This is a genomic window from Nocardia takedensis NBRC 100417 (assembly GCF_000308695.1).
GTDB lineage: Bacteria > Actinomycetota > Actinomycetes > Mycobacteriales > Mycobacteriaceae > Nocardia > Nocardia takedensis.
Genome location: NZ_BAGG01000019.1, coordinates 201153 through 219760 on the forward strand (window position 1 = coordinate 201153; position 18608 = coordinate 219760).

An 18608-nucleotide genomic window follows, 5' to 3' on the forward strand; every position below is an offset into this window, starting at 1 on the left:
GACCGATGAGTACTGTCCGGTTCCAGCGCCGTGCCCGTCGGGAGATGCCGCGTACCCCAGGCGGTGAAGTCACCCTCCAGCCGCCCCCCGAGATCCCCCGCGTCACACCGGGCAACCTGCTCATGAAGATGATGCCGGTCGTCATGGTGATCGGCATGCTGGGAATGGTAGCGCTGCTGTTCACCCAGGGCGGCGGTATCGCGTCGAATCCGATGAGCATGATGTTCCCGCTCATGATGGTCTTCTCGATGGTCGGCATGTTCGCGGGGCAGGGCGGCGGCAAGGGGGCCAAGGCCGCGGAGGCGAACGAGGACCGCAAGGACTATCTGCGCTATCTGGATCAAGTACGTCGCGACGTCGACGACACCGCGAATCAGCAGCGCGCCTCGGTCGAGTGGAGTCATCCCGAACCCGCGCTGATCTGGATGTTGGCCGGTACCAGCCGGATGTGGGAGCGCCGCGCGGGCGACAAGGATTTCTGCCACGCCCGCATCGGCATCGGCGGCCAGCGTCTGGCCACCCGCCTGGTCGCCCCGGAGACGGGCCCGGTCGAGGAACTGGAGCCGATCGCGGCGGTCTCGCTGCGCCGTTTCGTGCGGGCGCACTCCACGGTGCCGGATCTGCCGACCGCCATCGCGGTCAAGGGTTTCGCCACCATCGCCCTCGACGGCGACCGCGGCCAGGCCCGCGACATGACGCGCGCGATGTTGTTGCAGCTGAGCATGTTCCAAGCCCCCGACCAAGTCCTGGTCGCCGTCGTGGCGGGCCCCGACACCGCGCGGGAGTGGGAGTGGACCAAATGGCTTCCGCACACCCAGCATCCGGACGCGCAGGACGGCATCGGCTCCCAGCGCATGTTCTACGGTTCGATCCGCGAGGCGATGGCCAGCCTGCACTCGCTGCTGGCCAACCGCGTCCGGTACTCGCGCAATCAACCCGCCAACGCGAACCTGGTGCACATCGTGATCGTGGTCGACGGCGGCCTGCTCGAGGCCGAGGACGATCAACTGCGCGAATCCGGCTACGAGGGCGTCACCATCATCGACCTGTGCGGTTACGCACCGCGCCTGGCGGTTTCGCGCGGCATCAAGATGGTCGTGGAGAACGGCGAGTGCATCGGCCGCGGCGCCACCGGCAACCAGGAGCGTTTCGCGCTGATCGACCGGATCAGCAGTCAGCAGGCCCAGCAGGTGGCCCGCAGACTCGCGCCCTACCGCGCCGCCACCCAGCGCAGCAGTGACGTGGAAACCGAGGACAGCGACGTCATCTCGACGTGGTCGCAGCTGATGAGCCTCGGCGACATCGGCACGTTCAACCCCGAACACGCCTGGCGTCCCCGCTACGGCCGCGAACGGTTGCGCGTGCCCTTCGGCGTCGGCGCGGACGGCCTGCCAGTGGAACTGGACATCAAGGAAGCCGCCGAGAGCGGTATGGGCCCGCACGGCCTGTGCATCGGCGCGACCGGTTCGGGCAAGTCGGAATTCCTGCGCACGCTGGTGCTGAGCCTGCTGGCCACGCATTCACCGGATCAGCTCAACCTCGTCCTGGTCGACTTCAAGGGCGGTGCGACCTTCCTGGGCCTCGACGGCGTCCCGCATGTGGCCGCCGTCATCACCAACCTCGAGGAGGAGGCCGACCTCGTCGACCGTATGCGCGACGCGTTGGCCGGCGAGATGAACCGCCGCCAGGAGGTGCTGCGCCAAGCGGGCAACTTCGCCAACGTCTCCGAATACGAGAAGGCGCGCGCCGCGGGCGCCGACCTCGATCCGCTGCCCGCGCTGTTCGTGGTGCTCGACGAATTCTCCGAACTGCTCACCCAGCACCCGGATTTCGCGGAGCTGTTCGTGATGATCGGCCGCCTGGGCCGCTCGCTGCACGTGCACCTGCTGCTGGCCTCCCAGCGCCTGGAAGAAGGCAAGCTCAAGGGCCTGGAGAGCCACCTGTCCTACCGGATCGGCCTGAAGACCTTCTCCGCCAACGAATCCCGTCAGGTGCTCGGCGTCCCCGACGCCTACAACCTGCCCGGCATCCCCGGCGGCGGCTACCTCAAGTCCGATTCCGGGGAGATCCAGCGGTTCCAGGCGTCCTACGTCTCGGGCCCCTACGTCGGCGGCGGCTCGCAGCGCGATGTCACCAGCGCGGGCGTCGCGGGCGGCGAGATCGACGTCAAGGCCCGGCCGTTCACCGCACACCACGTCGATTTCCGCGCCGTCGACCGCATTCCGCTGCCGCCCGAGCCCAGCCACGAACCCGAGGACCACCGCTCCGAGGACGGCGAGCAGATCTCCAACCTGAACATGCTGGTCTCGCGCATCCGCGGCTACGGCCGTCCGGCGCACGAGATCTGGCTGCCGCCGCTGGACGAGGCGCCCACGCTCGACACCCTCATCCCGCGCTCGATCCTCACCGGCGAATACTCGCCGCTGGCCTCGCTGCGCGCCCCCATCGGCATCGTGGACCGCCCCTACGACCAGCGCCGCGACCCGCTGGTGGTCGACCTGTCCGGCTCGCGCGGCAACGTCGCGGTGGTCGGCGGCCCGCAGTCGGGCAAGTCCACCGCGTTGCGCACCATGATCATGGCGATGGCGATGACCCACACCGCCGAACAGGTGCAGTTCTACTGCCTGGATTTCGGCGGCGGCACGCTGACGAGTTTGCAGGGTCTGCCGCACGTGGGTTCGGTCGCCAGCCGTTTGGACGAGGACAAGGTCCGGCGCACCGTCGCCGAGATGACCACCATCGTGCGGCAGCGCGAAGCCCGCTTCCGCGCCCTGGGCATCGAATCCATGCCGGAGTTCCGCAGGCTGCGCTCGGTGGACCCGGCGAGCAGCCCCGGCGCGGCGGGCGCGCACGAGGACCCGTTCGGCGACGTCTTCCTGGTGATCGACGGATTCAGTTCGATCCGCCAGGATTTCGAGCCGCTGGAACAGCAGATCATGAACCTCGCGGTGCAGGGTCTGTCCTACGGCGTGCACGTGGTCATCGCGCTCAACCGCTGGGCCGAGGCCCGGCCCGCGCTCAAGGACCAGATCGGCACCCGCATCGAACTGCGCCTCGGCGACCCGATGGACTCCGACCTCGGCCGCAAATTCGCCGCGCTCGTCCCGCAGGGGCGTCCCGGCCGCGGTATGACACCGGACTGCCTGCACATGCTGACCGGCCTGCCGCGCATCGACGGCAGTTCCGATCCGACCAACCTCGGTCAGGCCGTCGCCGACGCGGTGGCCACGATCGCGCGCCTCACCCCGGGCCGCGCCGCCCCCGCGGCGCGCATGCTGCCCGAACTGCTCGGCCGCGACCAGTTGCTCCAGATGGCCGGACACTGGCCCAGCCAGATCGATGTGGCGGTCCGGCCCGCGCGGATGCGTATTCCGATCGGCATCAACGAATCCGAACTCGCGCCGGTCTACATCGACTTCAACGAGAGTCCGCACTTCATCATCCTGGGCGACACCGAATCCGGGAAGACCACGCTGCTGCGTTCGCTCATCGAGGGCATCGCCGCGACGAACACGCCGAACGAAGCGCGGTTCATCCTCGGCGATTACCGGCGCACCATGCTCGGCCTCGTCCCCGACGGCTACCTCGCCGGCTACGGTTCCACCGCGCCGCAGTTCACCCAGAACATGGCCGACCTGGCCGCCTACGTGAGCAAGCGCACGCCCGGCCCCGACGTGACGCCGCAGCAACTGCGGGACCGGTCCTGGTGGAGCGGCCCGGAACTGTACGTCATCGTCGACGACTACGACCTGGTCGCCACGTCGATGGGCAACCCCACCTCGGCCCTGGTCGAACATCTGCCGCACGCGCGCGATCTCGGCTTCCACCTGATCATCGCGCGGCGTTCCGGCGGCGCGGCCCGCGCCATGTACGAGGCGACGCTGGCCCGCATGAAGGATCTCGGCTCGGCGGGCCTGATCATGAGCTGCAACAGGGACGAGGGCGTCATCATGGGCACCGTGCGACCGAGTCCGCTGCCCCCGGGGCGCGGCAATTTCATCACCCGCAACGCCCAGGAACTCGTCCAGCTCGCCTGGATGCCCCCGGCGGAGTGATGTCCACCGTCGAACTGGTCGTCACCGATTCCCGCGTGTGGGCGGTCGGTCCGGCGACCCACTGGGATGTCGCGCCGTCGGTCGTTCTCGGCGGCGACGGATCGCTGGTGGTGGGGGAGTCGCTGACGCCGCCCACCCAGGTCGCCTCCGCCGTGCAGTACGTGCCCGCCGAGCGGATCGCGCTGCTGCCCCGGGTGCCCACCGTGGTCGAATCGCTGCACGCGGTGGCGAACGCCGTCTTCGGCAATCTGGGCGTGCCGGTCCCCGCCGCCACCGTGACGGTGGTGTGCCCGACCGAATGGGGCTCCTACCGCCGGTCGGCGCTGTTCGAGGCGTTGCGCGGACTGGCGAACGAGGTGGTGTTCGAGTACATCGCGGTGCGCGCGGTGGCGGCCGACGCCGAGGCCGCGCGCGGTCGCCGCGCGGTCGTGGTCGAATGCGGCGCGTTGCACACCACGGCCAGTTCGGTCGCGCCCGGTCCGCACGGCCTGGCACTGGAAACCTGCGAATTCGAACCGGATCTGGCGATCGCCGACCTGGGCGTCGACCCGCGCGCCGACGAAGCGCTGACAGACCTGCTCGGCGCGGTGACGGCGGGTCGGCCGGTCGACACCGTGCTGGTCCTCGGCGTCACCGATCCGGCGCGGGTGGCGCGCCTGCGCGAGCAGGTGCGCGCCCTGTGCGGCCCGGAGACGGAGGTGCGGCCGGTGTCCGGGGTCGATCTGGTCCGGCCCGCCCAGCCCGAACCCGACTACGCGCCCGCACCCGCGCCGCCCGCCAACGAATGGTTGCAGCCGTTGCGGGAACGCGCCGCGGCGCAGCAGGATCCGCGCGAACGGCGCTCGGCCTACATCCTCGGCGGTGTGGTCGCCGCCGCTGTCGTCATCGCCCTCGTGGTGGGCGCGGTGGTGGCGCTCGGCGGCTCCGACGACGAATCGGTCACCGCGGCGCCCACGACCACCTCGGCGGCGCTCGGACCGAGCCCGGCCTCGGGGCCGCCGGACGGTCCGCCCGGCCCCGCGCCGGAGACCTTCGGGCACCTCCGTTTCCAGATCCCCGAGGGATGGAAGAAGAATCCGGCGGCAGGGGACACCCGGGTGGATCTCGCGCCCAGCGACGGTGCGCGCCTGCGGCTCACCCTCATCCAGACCCCGGTGGCCGCGAAGGCGGGATACGAGCAGATCGCCGCGGACCTGGAGAACCAGATGCGGCAGAAGCCGAGTATGAGCGATCTGCGCCGCGATGTGGTCTTCGGCGGCCGGTCCATGCTGGCCTACCTGGAACGTCCCGAGGGCGGGTCGACCGTCAATTGGCATGTGCTGGTGGAGCACGGAACCCAGGTGAGCATCGGATGTCAGTACGTTGGTGACGCGTGGGAGAGCTTCGCCACCACATGCGACGCCTTCGCGGCCTCGGTCCACGTGCTGCCTTGAGTCGGGTTACGCCCCAACGGTATTCGCGGGGCACGTACGCCACCCCGGTAGCCGAAGGTCGTTCATGCTTTGTAGTAGACCAACTGGTGTGTAGTGACGAGTAGTTCGCCGGTATCGGACCACAGCTGGGCGGACTGGTCGAAGAAACCGTTGCCGAAATGCTGGGCGCGCGCCACGGCCAGGACATGTCGATCCGACTGCGCGGCAAGCAGTTCATCGGTCGCGTGAAAATAGATGGTCATCGAGACCGTGCCTGCCGGGACCATCCGTTGCAGGCGCAGCATGACGCGGGGGAAGAACACATCGCTCATCGCCGCGAGGGCTGGATGGTCGAGGGCGCGGCCGGGATCGTCGCGCACCCAGACGGTGGTCGCGGAGGTGGTCGGAGCATCCTCGACGGGAGCGATGCCGCCTTCGACGAATCGCAGGTCGTAATTGCCGACCCAGGCGATCAGGCCGGCCATGTCGGCTCGCGGCAGGTCGTGCGCGGGCGCCACCGCGGGTGCGACGATCTCGGTGTCGCTCCACGTGGCGCGGCGGGTACCGAAGACCGCGGTGGCGGTGGTGACGACCTCGTCCTGCTGAGCCATGGTGATCGTCCAGTGCTGGGTGCTGCGATTGGTGCGCACCGGCTGCGTCGACACGACAAAGGGCCCCTCGGCGATGGGGCCCGCGTAGTTGACGGTCAGCGAGATCGGATCGCCGATATGGCGGGAGTCCAGGTGGACCGCGCGCAGCAGCGTGGCCGCCGTGACACCGCCGAACGGCCCGACCATGTTGGCGTAGGCCGCGGTGGTGCGCCCCCGGAACTCGCCGACTCCCGTCGGCGTCAGAGCGAGGGCGCTGTCGAAGGGGTGCGCTGTGGTGGTCCTGGTCAAGGGGTGATCCTCTGCTGATCCGTGGGCGATGCGGGGCGTGGACTCATGAGGCCGGACCCTGCGGGGTCAGGCCGTAGGTCAAGCGGGTGACGGTCTCGGTGACGAGGTCGTCGAGGTTGTCGTCGGTGATCAACCCCGCCGTGGCGAAACTGGCCAGGCCCTGCATCGCGATGGCGACGGTCCATCCGATTCGGATGGGGTCGCCGTCGACCACCTCCCCTCGCTTCTGCCCGTCGGTGGTCAACGCGACCGGGACCGCGAACGCGCTGGTGACCGCCGCGGCCATCTCCGCGCCGCCGCTGGGACTGTGCTTACGCGCGAACATCAACGTCAAAAGCGCGGAGTGTTCGAGAGCGAAGTCGAGATAGGCCCGTGCAAGGGCTTGTACCCGTTCATCGAAGGGCTTGTCCCGGACCCGGTCGGCGGCGACGCGGAATACCTCCCCCAGACGCTGGAATCCGTTCTGCGCCAGCGCGTCCAGCAGCGCCTGCTTGTCCGCGAAGTGGCGACTGGGCGCGTTGTGGGTGACGCCCAGTTCCCGGGCGACGCGGCGCAACGAGAGCCGCTCGACCCCGCCTTCGCGCAGAGTGAGTTCCGCGCGTTCGAGCAATTGCGCGCGCAGGTCACCGTGGTGATAGGAACGTTCGCCAACCATAGTGGGCCCAGCCTAGCACCCATGTGGACATTGACCACTTTGTGGACAATGTCCACATTGGGTGGGGCGAACCGCCCGCCCTCGTCGGGCGCTCCACTGTCGAGGAGCCCCGAACTCGACCTCACCCCGATCACCCGATCCGAAGGAGCGGTCATGCCCGACCCGTATCGCCTGATGCTCGACCTCCACCAGAAGATCTACGAGACCACCGACGGTCGCCTGGGACATCGACTGTTGTTCGGCAACCCGACGCTGTTGCTGCGCACCGTGGGCCGCAAGTCCGGCAAAACGCGCACCACCGCACTCACCTACGCCCGCGATGGCGAGCATTACCTCGTCGTCGCCTCCGCGGGCGGGGCACCGAAAGCGCCGGACTGGCTGGCCAACCTCAGGGCCCGCCCCGACAGCGGGATCCAGGTCGGTACCACCGAATTCGAGGTTCACGCCCGCATCACTCTGCCCGCCGACCCCGACTACGCGCGCCGGTGGAAACTACTCGACTCGGTGAACAAAGGCCGATACACCCTGCACCAGAACAAGACCGAGCGAACCATTCCCATCATCGAACTCACACCGTCCCGATGATCGAACCTGCCGCCTACACGCGAGCGGCTCGGCCCGGCACCCCATCGGCGGCGTCGAGAACCCCGGCAGAGGTCGCGTGCACCACCCGACACCGCCGCTCGGCCGGAGAACAGTGCTGCCCTGAAAACACTTGTGCCCCCGACAAATCACGCCGGAGGAACAGTGCTGCCCTGAAAACACTTGTGCCCCCGACAAATCACGCCGGAGGAACAGTGCTGCCCTGAAAACACTTGTGCCCCCGGCGAATCACGCCGGGGGCACGAAGTCTCAGATGCTCAGAACAGACCCGCGAGCGCGGTGTCGGTGTTCTGGAGCTCGGAGTTGCCGGAGCTCACCAGCTGCGCGGCACCCGTGAGGGTGGTGTTGAGCTGCTGGACGTGGGTCTGCCAGGTGCGCTGCAACTCGCTGAACGCGTCGTTCGCGGCACCGGCGCCGTAGGTGGCGACGTACTCTTCGACCTTCTTGTGGAAGGCCTCGAGCTCCTGGCCGATGCCCTCGGCGCGCTTGATGATCTGCTGCGCTCCGGCTTCGACACCCGAGAAATTGGCGGAGATGGGCTTGCTCATGGTTCAGACTCCTTACGAAAGGAACAGAAGTTCAGGGGATTTAGACCGGCGGCAGGTCGAGGCTGGACACCTGGGCTTGCACCTTCGAGGAGAAGGAATCGTCCTGGTCCTGGAACGACCCGCTCATCTTGACCAGCTTCTCGGCGGTCTCCATCAGCTTGTCGTTCATCTTGTCGGCCTGGAAGTAGTAGCGCTCCATGAACGCGTTGAAGGCATCCCGGGCCTGACCCTGCCAGTTGGCGCCGTTGGTGACGGCGTCCTCGTCGGCCTTGAGCGTCCTGATGGCGATCATCAGGCTGTCGTGCTGCTCCTGGAACTCCTTGGCCTTCTGGGAGATGACTGTACTATCGGCCTTCAAATTGTCCGCCATGGCGGAACCTCCTCCTGCTCGTTGGTCAAGGCCCGAAGTCTGAGCTGACCCTGTTCATATGGTTGGACGCTCGCTGTGCCGCTTCGGTTCCATCCGGTTTCCGAGAGGAATTTCGCTGGTCATCCGTCGCGGCTAGAAGCGTGCGCGTAGTCGACCGGCAACACCGAGGACGGGAGGGTCTGGATACGTTCCCCCCGAACGGTCTCGACCACGGTGCCGTCTGACATCGGTCGCCGCCAGCGCTATCGCTCCCCTCCTTCCCCCTGCTTGCTACCACCTGAACCGGCGAGTGGGCTGGCTGGGCATCACCCTACCCAAAGGTGAGAACCAGCGCTACTGGCCTACAAAGTGTAAGGCGGCGGCGCGCGAAGCCGGCGCGGTTCGCCCGCGGCGCCGCGCGATTCACCCGATATTCGCTACTTTTGAACGGCTTTGGCGATGACCGGAACCATCTTCTCGATCAACAGCGACGTCGATTGATCGGTCCACACCTGGAATGCCTGCACGGTCGCCAGATCGTCGACCACCACGATTCGGGCGGTGCCGTTGGAGATGCCGGTGGGCAGGCCACGGTATCCGCCGTTGCCGGCGTCCTTGTCGGTGCGCAGCACGATCACGATGTCGGAATCGATATCGATCGAGCTCATCCGCACCGACAGCGAACGCGGGGATTTCTCGTCGCCGACCGCCTTGTAGGAGGTGTCGTAACGGAATCCGATGCCTTGGAGGAACTCCGCCTGCGGACTCGGTTGGAGAACCGCGGACAGTGTGCCGTTGCCGTAATTCAGCGCCGTCACGGTTTTTCCGTCGAATTCCGGATGGGAATTGCGCACCGATGCGAGGCTGTCGCCGCCACCGGTTCCGGAATCGCCGTCACCGGAAGTCAGGAAATAGACGCCCGTCGCGACCGCGAGGGCGACGACGACGGCGAGAATGCCGCCGAGCACTTTCGCCGACCGCCCGCGCTGTCGACCGTGGCGCACGGTCGACACGAGGTGCTGATCGGTGACACCGTCGGGGTAGCCGCTCGTCGGCAGGGGGTGCGGTTGCGGCACACCGGGACCGGTGATCGCGGTGCGCGGGTCGGTGACGTGCGCGGCGTAGGGGCGCGGCGGATCGGTCGGCGCCCGGAACTGTTGCGGCGCACCGTAGAGCGCGTTGTGCGCGGCCTGCGCGAATTCACGGCAGGTCGAATAGCGCAGCGCGGGATCCTTGGCCATCGCTTTGGCGATCACCGCGTCCAGCGCGTGCGGCAGGTCCGGACGGACCTCGGTCGGGCGGGGCGGCGGTTCGTTCAAGTGGCCCATCATGACCACGGCGGGCACGGTCGACGGATACGGATTGCGTCCGGTCAACAGTTTGAAGAACGCGCAGCCGAGACTGTAGATGTCGGCGCGGTGATCCAGGCGGGCGCCCATGAGCTGTTCCGGCGGGGCGTAGGCCACCGTGGCCATGAAATTGCCTGTCGCCGTGAGGTCCTGGCCGTCCTCGGCGGCCTTGGCCACGCCGAAGTCGGTCAGCAGCACCCGCTCCTCGTCGTCGGCATCGGCCGACGACAGCAGGAAGTTGGCCGGTTTGACGTCGCGGTGCAGCAGGCCGCGCCGATGCGCGTAGTCCAGGCCCTTGCCGACCTCGCCGACGATCCGCAGCGCGCGCTCGGGCGTCATCACCGCGGGCCCCTTGGCCACCTCCTCGGCGGCGTCGGTGCCCTCGACGTACTGCATGGCGATCCACAGTTGGCCGTCCTCCTCGCCGCGGTTGTAGACCGCGACCAGGTTCGGGTGGTCAAGGGCGGCGGCGAGATTGGCCTCGCGCTCGAAGCGGGCGCGGAACTCGTCGTCGGTGGACAGGTCGGCGCTGAGCACCTTCAGCGCGTCGCGGCGCGGCAGGATCGGATTCTGCGCGAGGTAGACCGTGCCCATCCCGCCGCTGCCGAGCACCTCCAGCACCCGGTAGCCGCCGACCACAGCGCCGGGTCGCAACGTCATTCGGTTCCTCCTCGGGCGATGGTCGCGCCGCTCGTCCCATACTGCACGATCGCGGACCTCACGGGCTGGTGAGCAGAGCGTATTGCGCCGAGATCTGCTGGTGCAGTTCGGGCAACTGCTTGCTGCGCGACTGGACGACGTAGCGGTCGACCCGCATCATGCACAGATGGCCGATCAACAGTCGGTCGCCGGTGCTGGTGGTGTAGTGCTGGGAGATGCACTCCACGGAGTCCTCGAGCCCGCTCGGCGCGGCGACGACCTGCTGACCGTCCTCGAGGCCCGCGGACAGCTTCCAGCGCTCCCACAGGCCCTGCGCCCCGCGTTCGGTCCGGCTGCGGAAGACCACCGCGTTGCCGAACGAGGCCCGGTCCACCTCGAATTCCCGCAGGGTGTCGAAGGTCTTCTTGCCGCCGTTGAGCAGCAGTGTCACGATGCCGCGCCCGGTGTAGACGCCGTCGGGTTCGGGCCGGTACGGCGCTTCCGGGGCGGAAGGCAGCGTGCGCCCGAGCAGCCCGTCCGGGTCCAGCGCGACGCGGGACAGTTCCGCGGCGGGCGTGGGCGCGAACTGGTCGAGCAGCGGCCGTTGCACGTCCAGCATCTGGTCGACACGGCCGACGAGCGCGGGCAGATCCGGCGGCCCGGTGTCGTCGACCAGTTTGATGTAGACGACATAGCGGTCGTGCACGGTCCACGAGCCGATCGAATTGATCGAGGGCCGCCAATGCGCGACGGTGCCCGGCTGATCGGGGATCGTGACGGGCTGGTTGTCAGGGTTGTAGGTGAAGTCGTCGTGTTCCAGCGTCGGTCCGACGGAGGCGGCGGTGGCGGCGTCCGGGAACATCAGCACCGCGATGTTCAGGGTGCGGCGCGGGGTCGCGGGATCGTCGCCGCCGGTCGATTCGGCGTTGACCCACCCGGCCACCAGATCCTTGGCGACGTCGTCGAAGGTGTCGTTGATGACGATGTTCCCGAGCGTCTTGCTGTTGAGCACGATGTGCGAGCGGGTGATCCAGACGTCGTCGGTGTAGGCGGGATCGACCTCGGAGGGCAGGGCGACGTAGTCCGCGAGCCGTTGTGATTCCCTGGCACGGGCCTGCCGTTGGCTCTGGGCGTTGCCGAGGTCGCGCGGCACGGTCTGGTAGTTGCCGAGGTCCAGTTTCGACAAGTCCGGTCGCGCGCGGGTGGCCGCTCCTGGGATCACCGTGCCGCAGCCCGCGACGCCCAGCGTGAGCAGGACGAGCAGCAGCGCGGTGCGCTTGCCGCGGAACCGGGGATGACGCATGGTGGGACTCCTCATCGGAAGGCGAGCAGCTTGTACTGTGCCGCGGCCTTCTGGTGCAGCTCCTGGACGTTCTGGCCGGTGACCCGGCCCACGAACCGGTCGTACGGTACGAGGCAGGTGGGAGGGTACAGCCCGGAACTGACCTTCGTGTCCTTGGTCTCGAAGCAACGGACGGTTGGCATTCCGGGAGGACTGTCGATCGCGCGGACACCCTCGGCGAGTTGCGCGGCGAACGCGGCGATCAGCCGATCCGCGGCGGCGGCGTCGCTCGCCCGATAGACCCGGGCGTCGGAGACCGCGACCAGATCGACCCCCGCGTCCAGCAGCGCGGGCTTGGTGGTCGCCGGGAACAGGTCGTAGTGCAGGGCGGCCTGGGCGGGCAGCAGCATCGAGCGGACATCGGCTTTGCCTTCGGCGGTCGCCGCGGGCAAAGTGCGGCCGAGGAGCCCGTCGACGTCCACCGGCAGCGCGGCGATCTGGTCGCGCGGGGTGGGCGAGTAGGCGCGCAGCCCTTCGATCAGATCGGTGAGCGCGGCGTGCGCGAGGGTGATCAGATCTTCGGCGAGCAGCGGTTCGCTGACCGGATCGTCCACGTGGACGTAGAGCAGCATGTCCTCGCGCGGCAGCCAGACATCCAGGTAGCGCTTGTCCGGTGTGAATTTGGCGCGGGCGGCGGGTTGATTCGGCAGGGTGACGGCCTGGCCGGGCGCTTTCAGGGCTTGGCGTTCGATCAATCGGTCCGCGGCGGTGGCCGCCGCCGCGGCATCGGTGAAACGCAGGGCGTGCATGGTGATCTGCCGCCCCATGTTGAACTGCCGCCTGCGCTCGCCGCTGGTGGTCCAACCGGCGATCATGCCGGTGGTGAATTCGTTGAACTCGTCGATGTCCAGGCCCCAGAGCGCGGGCGGCACCTTGGGTATCACCCGTCGTTCCGGACTGGTCAGACGTTGCACCGTGAACCGGCCGTCGGTGTCGAGGATCAACGGCATCACCGCCCCGATCCGGATCGCTTCGCGCAGCGGGCCGTATTTCGGGTCCAGTTGGAAGTCCATGCTGCGCGGGGTGGCCGGATAGTTCCCTGAATCCAGTGTCGACACGTCCAGCGTGACGGGCCCCGACGATTCAGGGTCGGAACAGCCCGCTGACAGCACCAAGGCGACGGCGGTGAGCACGGCCGTGAAATATCCGAATCGCATCCGTGACCTATCCACTGTTGGCGAGAATCGCGTACTGCGCGGCCGCACGTTGATACAGGTTGAGGTCGATGCGCGCGGCGGCCGGTGTCCGCGAGACGACCAAACCGACATAGCGGTCGTGGACCACCGTGCAGAGCGCGTCGAAGCCGCGCAGCGCGTCGTCGTCGAAGAGTCGCAGACACCGCGCGTCCGGCAGACCGGGAGGCGGGTCGAGCACCTCGTCGTTGCGGCCCGCCGACATCAGCACCGATTGCAGCGCGAACGCGGCGGGTAGATCCCTGGTCCGGTACACCACACCGCCGCGCCGCCCGACCAGGTCGACCCCGGAAGTCCGGAAAGCCTCGGCGACCCGCACCGGATCGCGTTCGAACTGCAATTCGGCGGCGGGGCTGTAGGCGCCGAAATCGGTGTCGTCGTCGAAGGGGTCGCTGTAGTCCGGCGCGCGCGGCAGGGCCCGCCGCATGATGCTCTCCGGATCGGCGGGGATGTCGAGCAGGTCGTCCAGCGGGATCGGAGTCAATCCCTCCATCGCCGTGCGCTGCCGGTCGAGGGTCTTGCCGAGCACGGCGGTGAGCGCGGTGGCGTCCGGTGTGGGGATGCCCGCGTTGATCAGCACGACATACGGTCCGCGATTGTGGAACGCGAGGCCGGTGACGTCGTCGCGCGAGGAGGCCCGGACCTCGGGATGGCCGGGAATCGCGAGCGTGTGCACCGCCGGGTCGGCGGTGGCGATCCGCGCGAAATCCTCGGCCGATTTCGCCGCGGCCGCGTCGGTGGGGAAGCGCAGCACCGAGACGATCAACTTCTTACGACTGCGCAGACTCTCGTTGATCCGCGCTACGTACACGCCCGCGATCATGTTGTTGTCGACGGTGGCCGGACGGAACTGCTCCGGCAGGATGCCGAGGCTGAACGGCTTGTCGGCCGCGGTGAAGAACCGCAGATCGCCCGCCACCGAGATCTCGGGATCTATGTCGGACGGATGGGCCAGGTAGCCCAGCATCCGTCGCGCCTCGATGGCGCGCAGATCGTCCTGGCTCAGGATGTCCGGTTCGTACGCCGAGGGTTGCGGCAGGTACGCGCCGGTCTTGAGGGTCGCCACGTCCACGGGCAGCACCCGTGGCCGCGCCGTGCCCTCGACGGTGGTCGACGAACACCCCGCCAGCATCGCCGAGGCGGCCACGAGCGCGAACAATCCACGTCGGAATCCCACATTCCCCCCGTTCGGAAACTCGGTACCAGGGTGCGCTGCCGACGGAAGCACCGTGCCGGGAATTCGCCGGCACGCCTCACGTTCCCCCGTCCTGGCGCACCCCCGCCCGGCATGCTACTCGACGCGGGCGATTCCGCTACAGGCTGTTGGCGAGCAGCGCGTACTGCGCCGCCACCTTCTGCCGCACGTCGGGCTCCTTGTCACTGGTCACGACGCCGACGTAGCGTTTGTAGGCCACATAGCAGCGGTACTTGTAATCCCGCTCCGGATCGCCCTTGCCGTTGAGTTGCAGGCATTGCGCGCCCGGGACGTCCTTGGGCGCGCTGATCGGATCGAACTGGTCGCCGACGGTGTCGATCAGACCCTGGAGCAGCACCGGGGCGGCCTCGGCGTCGCGGACCCTGGTCACCGAACTGGCGTCCACGATCGCGACCTTGTCCACGCCGGTGTCGGCGAGCAGCCTGCGGGTGACCGATTCGTCGTCGGCGGAGTGGATTCCGTGGTTGGGGCCGTAGACCGCGAACGACCCCGGGTCGGGGGTGTGACCTTTGCGGTCGGCCACCGCGACGCGGGCCAGCAGGCCGTCCGCGTCGACCTTCAGCGAATCCAGTTGGTTCACGGGGGTGGCGCGGAACTTGTCCAGCACCGGGATCTGCGCGGCCAAGGCCCGGTCGACCCAGTTCGACAGGTCGGTGCTGTCGGCCCGGGGACGTTGGATGAACAGCGAGATGACGAATTCGCCGTGGGCGTGGAACGCGCCGACGTTCGCGACGCCCGGCCGCCAGTGGATGTAGGCGTCGGGGTACTTGGTCGAGGGCAGTTTGCGGTTGTCGGGGGAGACGCCGAGGTCGGCGTCCTCGAGTTCGCGCGCGGCCAACTTCGCCGAGGCTTCGTCGGGGAAGCGCAGCAACACGTTGGTGACCGCGGTGGTGTCGGTCGCGGGCCTGGTCTGCCCCGTCGGATCGGCCTTGTCCGCGCCGCTGGCCGCGAAGCCGACGACGAACTTGCGGTTGTCCAGGACCGGTTTGGAGACGTTGGCGACGAAGTCGAGCGCCTCGGTGCTGTCCGGGATGACGGTGCTGCCGCGTCCGTGTTTGAGCGAGGAATCGATCTCCACGGTCGGGGCGACGGCGTCGGCCATCCGCATGCCCTCGAGCAGGGAGCCCTTGCCGGAGGAGTTCTGGTCGTAGGTGTGCGCGTCGACCGGATACGTGCCGACCTCCAGGCCGCGCACATCCATCTCGCCGGGAACCGCCGTCCCGGAGACACCCGCGCAGCCCGTGGTCAGCGTGGCGACCAGCGCGCAGGCGGCGAGCAGCGCGACGCGCGAAATCCGAACCATGACAGGCCCCTCGTTCCTCCCGTATGTGCCTCCGAAGTTACCGGAAGGGCGCGGTGGAGAGCGACAGTTGGGCCGGCTCCGGTGTACCCGCGGGAGCGGTCGTCGCCCGCGCCGCCCGACCACTACCCTGTTCGGTATGGCGACGACTCTGGATCCGGCCCGCGGCGCAGGCGGATACCGTTGAAGGATCGGCAGGTCGAGGTCGTCGCGGGTGGCCATGTCGTGGCCAGGGTCGCGGGCGCGGTGGTGCTCGTCGCCCATCGCGGGCCCGGTCTGCCCACCCCGGAATCTCCGGCGGCGGTCGCCGCGGAGTCGCTGGCCGAATTGGTGAGCGAGGCCGCCGATCTGCAACCCGCCGGTCCGGGTGCGATGGTCGCCCGCCAGGCCACCCGCTGGCTGATGCGTTCGGCCGAACAGATCAGCCCCGGCGTCCCCATCGATTTCGGCATCCTGTCCGCCGCCGAGCACGGTGGTCTGGCGATCTTCCTGCACGGCGCGGTCACCGCGCTGCTCGACGACGACGGCCGCACCGACCGGTTCCGCGGCGGCGACGCGGCGTTCACCGTCGACCGGGTGGCGCCGGTGCCCGCGCGGGCCGCCGCGCTCTACGTCGACGAATCCGACGGCCGGATACCGGAACTGCCCGCCGCGCGCGGTGTGGGGTGGCTGGTGGAGGGGATCGCCCAGGCGTCGGGGGCCGTCCTGTGGTCCGACGGCAGTCGGGCCGCGCGCGTAGCCACGGGTACGGCCGCCGATCAGGGTCCGCTGCCCACCGCGCGCATCGATCCCGAACCAGGCCCGCGTCAGCGCGCCGACTCGGCGCCTCGCGACCCGCATCCGGCGGCCACCGCGAACCAGATCCCGACCTCGATGCTGGATTCGGTGGCCGAGCGGGAGGATCCGCACGCGGCCGTCACCCAACTCGGCGGCACCAATCCGGCCCCGCGTCCCGACCCCGACCTGCAACGACGGCTGGAAGCCACGGCCAAGGCCACCGCGCTCACCGTCAAGGTGCTCGGATTCAAGTGCGCGCGCGCCCATCCCAGCGATCCGCGCTCGGCGTTCTGCACGGTGTGCGGCATGCCCGTCGACCAGACCCAGGCGCTCATCGAAGTGGTGCGTCCGCCGCTGGGCATGCTCGTCCTGGACGACGGCATGACCTACATGCTCGCCGCCGACGCCGTCCTCGGCCGGGACCCGGAGCATTCCGAGGCCGCCCAGCGCGGGCTGATCCCGCTCAAGGTGGACGACTCCTCCGGGGGGATGTCGCGCGCGCACGCCGAGATCCACCTGGTCAACTGGGATGTCACCGTGGTCGACCGCGGTTCCACCAACGGCACCCGTACCCGCCTGCCCGGCTATCGCGACTGGATCCGGCTCACCCCGAACCAGCCGATGATCCTGGTGCAGGGCACCGAGGTGATGATCGGCAACCGCGTGCTGCGCTACGAGCCCGCCGCACCGCCGCCCTTCGGAGCCTGAACCGCCGAGTCCGAGCCCTAGGAGTACCGCGACAGGCAGATGCTCTCGCCCATCAGCACGCCCGCGCGGAACGCGTCGACCCGGGAGAACCCCGAGGGCACCGTCTTGCCCTGGACGTCGCTGGCGGCCAGACCGTCGGTGAGCAACCCCGAGACCGCCTCGTCCAGATCGCCCGCCGACAGCGAGATGTCACCCTGGTTCTTCGAGCGGTTCGGGTCCGAGAGCTTGCCGGTGACGTAACCGGCCAGGCAGGCCGCGCGCAATCCCGTCTTCGCGCCCACCAACTGCTGACCGTGGTCCTGCTGCACGGCCAGGGTGTAGCGGGAGATGAAGACCACGTAGCCGTTGTAGTCGCCGGTCACCTTGACCGGCAGCGGATTGTCGTCGTCGGTGTCGGCCAGGCCGCGCTGGGCCAGATCGCCGACGTCGGTGGCGATGGTGTTGGTCGTCGGACAGTAGGACACCGGCGGGGTGGCCGCGCCGTCGCGGCAGGTGATCTGCGCGCCCGCGTAACTGAACGACGGCGAGTTCGGCACCGGCAGGATCGCGTCGAGGGCCTTGCTGAGCTCGATCAGACTGTCCTTGGTGATCGGGTACTCCCCGCGCTGCCGGTCGCCGTCGAAGGAGGACGGCAGATTGCCGCGACGCTGGTTGATCTCGTCGATGTCGATCTTCTTGCACGCCTCGGGGCCGTCGGTGAAACCGATCTGCACTGCGGTGACCCGTTCGAAGGCCGACCCGTGCACGCTCTCCGGATCGTCGGGATCGGAGTCGCGGATGGCGACGGTGGCCGCGAGCACCGAGTTGAGCCCGTCGGAGGTGTTGATCGTGAAATGCGTCGACTTGCCCTCGGCGACGTGGCGGATGAACGACCCGGCGAAACAGTCGGCCTGCTGCTCCTTGACGATCACCGGGTCCTTGGACCCCACGATCTTGGCCATGTTCTGGATGGCGTGGCCGTACTCGTGGGCCAACACCATGACCACCGCCATCTTGCCGAAGGTCTCCTCCATCGTGGGCAGCAGCACCTCGCGGTCCCAGCCGATCGAGTTGTCCAGGCGACAGTAGGCGGCGTTGACCAAGTGGTAGGTGGATTCCTTGCAGAACTCCGGCGCCGAGCCACGGGCGGCCTTGGCGTTCCACGACAGCAACCGGTCGACGGGGGCGAACTCGCCCTCGAAATGCGCGGGGTAGACCCCGCGCCAATAGGTCTGGATGTCGTCGATGGCGTTGAGCGCCATGGCGTCGACCGCGCCCCCGTCGCCGTTGGTGGCCGTCAGCGTGGAGTCGGGGACGTTCTCGCGCGGGCCGCTGGGACCGCTGGTGGTGGGCAGACCCGCGACCTTGAACGGATCGTCGTAGACCGAGACGGCCCGGCCGTCGACCAGGCGGGTACAGCCCGCGAGCAGCGCGGCAGCGCACAGGAGCACGGTGATCACCGCGGTTGCTCGACGTGTCGGCAAGGCTCCCCCTTGGTCGGCCGGGTACATTCGCGTCGGTCGCCTGATCCGGGGCAGAAGGCGCGTCGGGGGCACCGCCTGTGTCCGGGTGATGGCATAGTAT

Annotated in this window: 14 protein-coding genes; 4 read left to right on the forward strand and 10 right to left on the reverse strand. The window is 68.6% G+C overall.

The window, feature by feature from the left end; all coding sequences use genetic code 11:
- Window positions 1-5 precede the first annotated feature (5 nt).
- Both ON30_RS04785 and ON30_RS38800 read left to right on the forward strand, forming a co-directional pair.
- On the forward strand, window positions 6-4055 hold the full coding sequence (locus tag ON30_RS04785) for a type VII secretion protein EccC (protein WP_040704466.1): 4050 nt from the start codon (window positions 6-8) through the stop codon (window positions 4053-4055).
- On the forward strand, window positions 4055-5488 hold the full coding sequence (locus ON30_RS38800; protein ID WP_040704468.1) for a type VII secretion-associated protein: 1434 nt from the start codon (window positions 4055-4057) through the stop codon (window positions 5486-5488). The genes ON30_RS04785 and ON30_RS38800 overlap by 1 nt, the downstream gene beginning before the upstream one ends.
- A gap of 62 nt (window positions 5489-5550) precedes the next feature.
- Here the strand turns inward: ON30_RS38800 and ON30_RS04795 are convergent, their stop codons facing one another.
- Window positions 5551-6366 carry an acyl-CoA thioesterase gene (locus tag ON30_RS04795; protein ID WP_040704470.1) on the reverse strand — a complete coding sequence of 272 codons (816 nt, stop codon included), beginning with the start codon at window positions 6364-6366 and terminating at the stop codon, window positions 5551-5553.
- 43 nt (window positions 6367-6409) lie between these two features.
- Window positions 6410-7021 (reverse strand): TetR/AcrR family transcriptional regulator, encoded by a 612-nt coding sequence (locus ON30_RS04800; protein WP_040704472.1) that lies wholly within the window; start codon window positions 7019-7021, stop codon window positions 6410-6412.
- 153 nt (window positions 7022-7174) lie between these two features.
- On the opposite strand from ON30_RS04800, the gene ON30_RS04805 reads away from it, so the two are divergent.
- Complete coding sequence (locus ON30_RS04805; protein WP_040704473.1) at window positions 7175-7606, forward strand: nitroreductase family deazaflavin-dependent oxidoreductase; 432 nt, start codon at window positions 7175-7177, stop codon at window positions 7604-7606.
- A 275-nt stretch (window positions 7607-7881) separates the two neighbouring features.
- Here the strand turns inward: ON30_RS04805 and ON30_RS04810 are convergent, their stop codons facing one another.
- From ON30_RS04810 to ON30_RS04840, 7 genes are all read right to left on the reverse strand, one after another.
- Complete coding sequence (locus ON30_RS04810) at window positions 7882-8172, reverse strand: WXG100 family type VII secretion target (RefSeq protein ID WP_040704474.1); 291 nt, start codon at window positions 8170-8172, stop codon at window positions 7882-7884.
- A 40-nt stretch (window positions 8173-8212) separates the two neighbouring features.
- Window positions 8213-8542, reverse strand: coding sequence for a WXG100 family type VII secretion target (locus tag ON30_RS04815; RefSeq protein ID WP_040704475.1), 330 nt, complete (start codon window positions 8540-8542; stop codon window positions 8213-8215).
- A 416-nt stretch (window positions 8543-8958) separates the two neighbouring features.
- The gene (locus ON30_RS04820) at window positions 8959-10530 is read right to left on the reverse strand and encodes a serine/threonine-protein kinase (protein WP_040704477.1); all 1572 of its coding nucleotides are present in this window, start codon (window positions 10528-10530) and stop codon (window positions 8959-8961) included.
- A gap of 58 nt (window positions 10531-10588) precedes the next feature.
- Window positions 10589-11812, reverse strand: a complete 1224-nt coding sequence (locus ON30_RS04825) for a DUF7373 family lipoprotein (RefSeq protein WP_051028937.1) — start codon at window positions 11810-11812, stop codon at window positions 10589-10591.
- Between the two features lie 11 nt (window positions 11813-11823).
- Complete coding sequence (locus tag ON30_RS04830; protein WP_040704478.1) at window positions 11824-13008, reverse strand: DUF7373 family lipoprotein; 1185 nt, start codon at window positions 13006-13008, stop codon at window positions 11824-11826.
- Between the two features lie 7 nt (window positions 13009-13015).
- Window positions 13016-14203, reverse strand: coding sequence for a DUF7373 family lipoprotein (locus ON30_RS04835; protein ID WP_245553938.1), 1188 nt, complete (start codon window positions 14201-14203; stop codon window positions 13016-13018).
- 154 nt (window positions 14204-14357) lie between these two features.
- A complete protein-coding gene (locus ON30_RS04840) occupies window positions 14358-15563 on the reverse strand; it encodes a DUF7373 family lipoprotein (protein WP_040704480.1) in 1206 nt (401 codons plus the stop codon).
- Window positions 15564-15743: 180 nt separating this feature from the next.
- Here ON30_RS04840 and ON30_RS04845 point away from each other — a divergent pair, with 180 nt between their 5' ends.
- Window positions 15744-17045: an FHA domain-containing protein gene (locus ON30_RS04845; RefSeq protein ID WP_040704481.1), complete on the forward strand. Its 1302-nt coding sequence runs from the start codon at window positions 15744-15746 to the stop codon at window positions 17043-17045.
- 17 nt (window positions 17046-17062) lie between these two features.
- On the opposite strand, the gene ON30_RS04850 is transcribed toward ON30_RS04845, so the two are convergent.
- Window positions 17063-18535 carry a neutral zinc metallopeptidase gene (locus ON30_RS04850; protein WP_051028938.1) on the reverse strand — a complete coding sequence of 491 codons (1473 nt, stop codon included), beginning with the start codon at window positions 18533-18535 and terminating at the stop codon, window positions 17063-17065.
- Window positions 18536-18608: the final 73 nt, after the last annotated feature.

Bases quoted from the DNA above. Each gene is read 5' to 3' on its own strand.
- ON30_RS04805 (WP_040704473.1), top strand. From the start codon at position 7,175: ATGCCCGACCCGTATCGCCTGATGCTCGACCTCCACCAGAAGATCTAC.
- ON30_RS04830 (WP_040704478.1), bottom strand. From the start codon at position 13,008: ATGCGATTCGGATATTTCACGGCCGTGCTCACCGCCGTCGCCTTGGTG.
- ON30_RS04825 (WP_051028937.1), bottom strand. From the start codon at position 11,812: ATGCGTCATCCCCGGTTCCGCGGCAAGCGCACCGCGCTGCTGCTCGTC.
- ON30_RS04810 (WP_040704474.1), bottom strand. From the start codon at position 8,172: ATGAGCAAGCCCATCTCCGCCAATTTCTCGGGTGTCGAAGCCGGAGCG.
- ON30_RS04840 (WP_040704480.1), bottom strand. From the start codon at position 15,563: ATGGTTCGGATTTCGCGCGTCGCGCTGCTCGCCGCCTGCGCGCTGGTC.
- ON30_RS04820 (WP_040704477.1), bottom strand. From the start codon at position 10,530: ATGACGTTGCGACCCGGCGCTGTGGTCGGCGGCTACCGGGTGCTGGAG.
- ON30_RS38800 (WP_040704468.1), top strand. From the start codon at position 4,055: ATGTCCACCGTCGAACTGGTCGTCACCGATTCCCGCGTGTGGGCGGTC.
- ON30_RS04785 (WP_040704466.1), top strand. From the start codon at position 6: ATGAGTACTGTCCGGTTCCAGCGCCGTGCCCGTCGGGAGATGCCGCGT.
- ON30_RS04815 (WP_040704475.1), bottom strand. From the start codon at position 8,542: ATGGCGGACAATTTGAAGGCCGATAGTACAGTCATCTCCCAGAAGGCC.
- ON30_RS04850 (WP_051028938.1), bottom strand. From the start codon at position 18,535: ATGTACCCGGCCGACCAAGGGGGAGCCTTGCCGACACGTCGAGCAACC.
- ON30_RS04800 (WP_040704472.1), bottom strand. From the start codon at position 7,021: ATGGTTGGCGAACGTTCCTATCACCACGGTGACCTGCGCGCGCAATTG.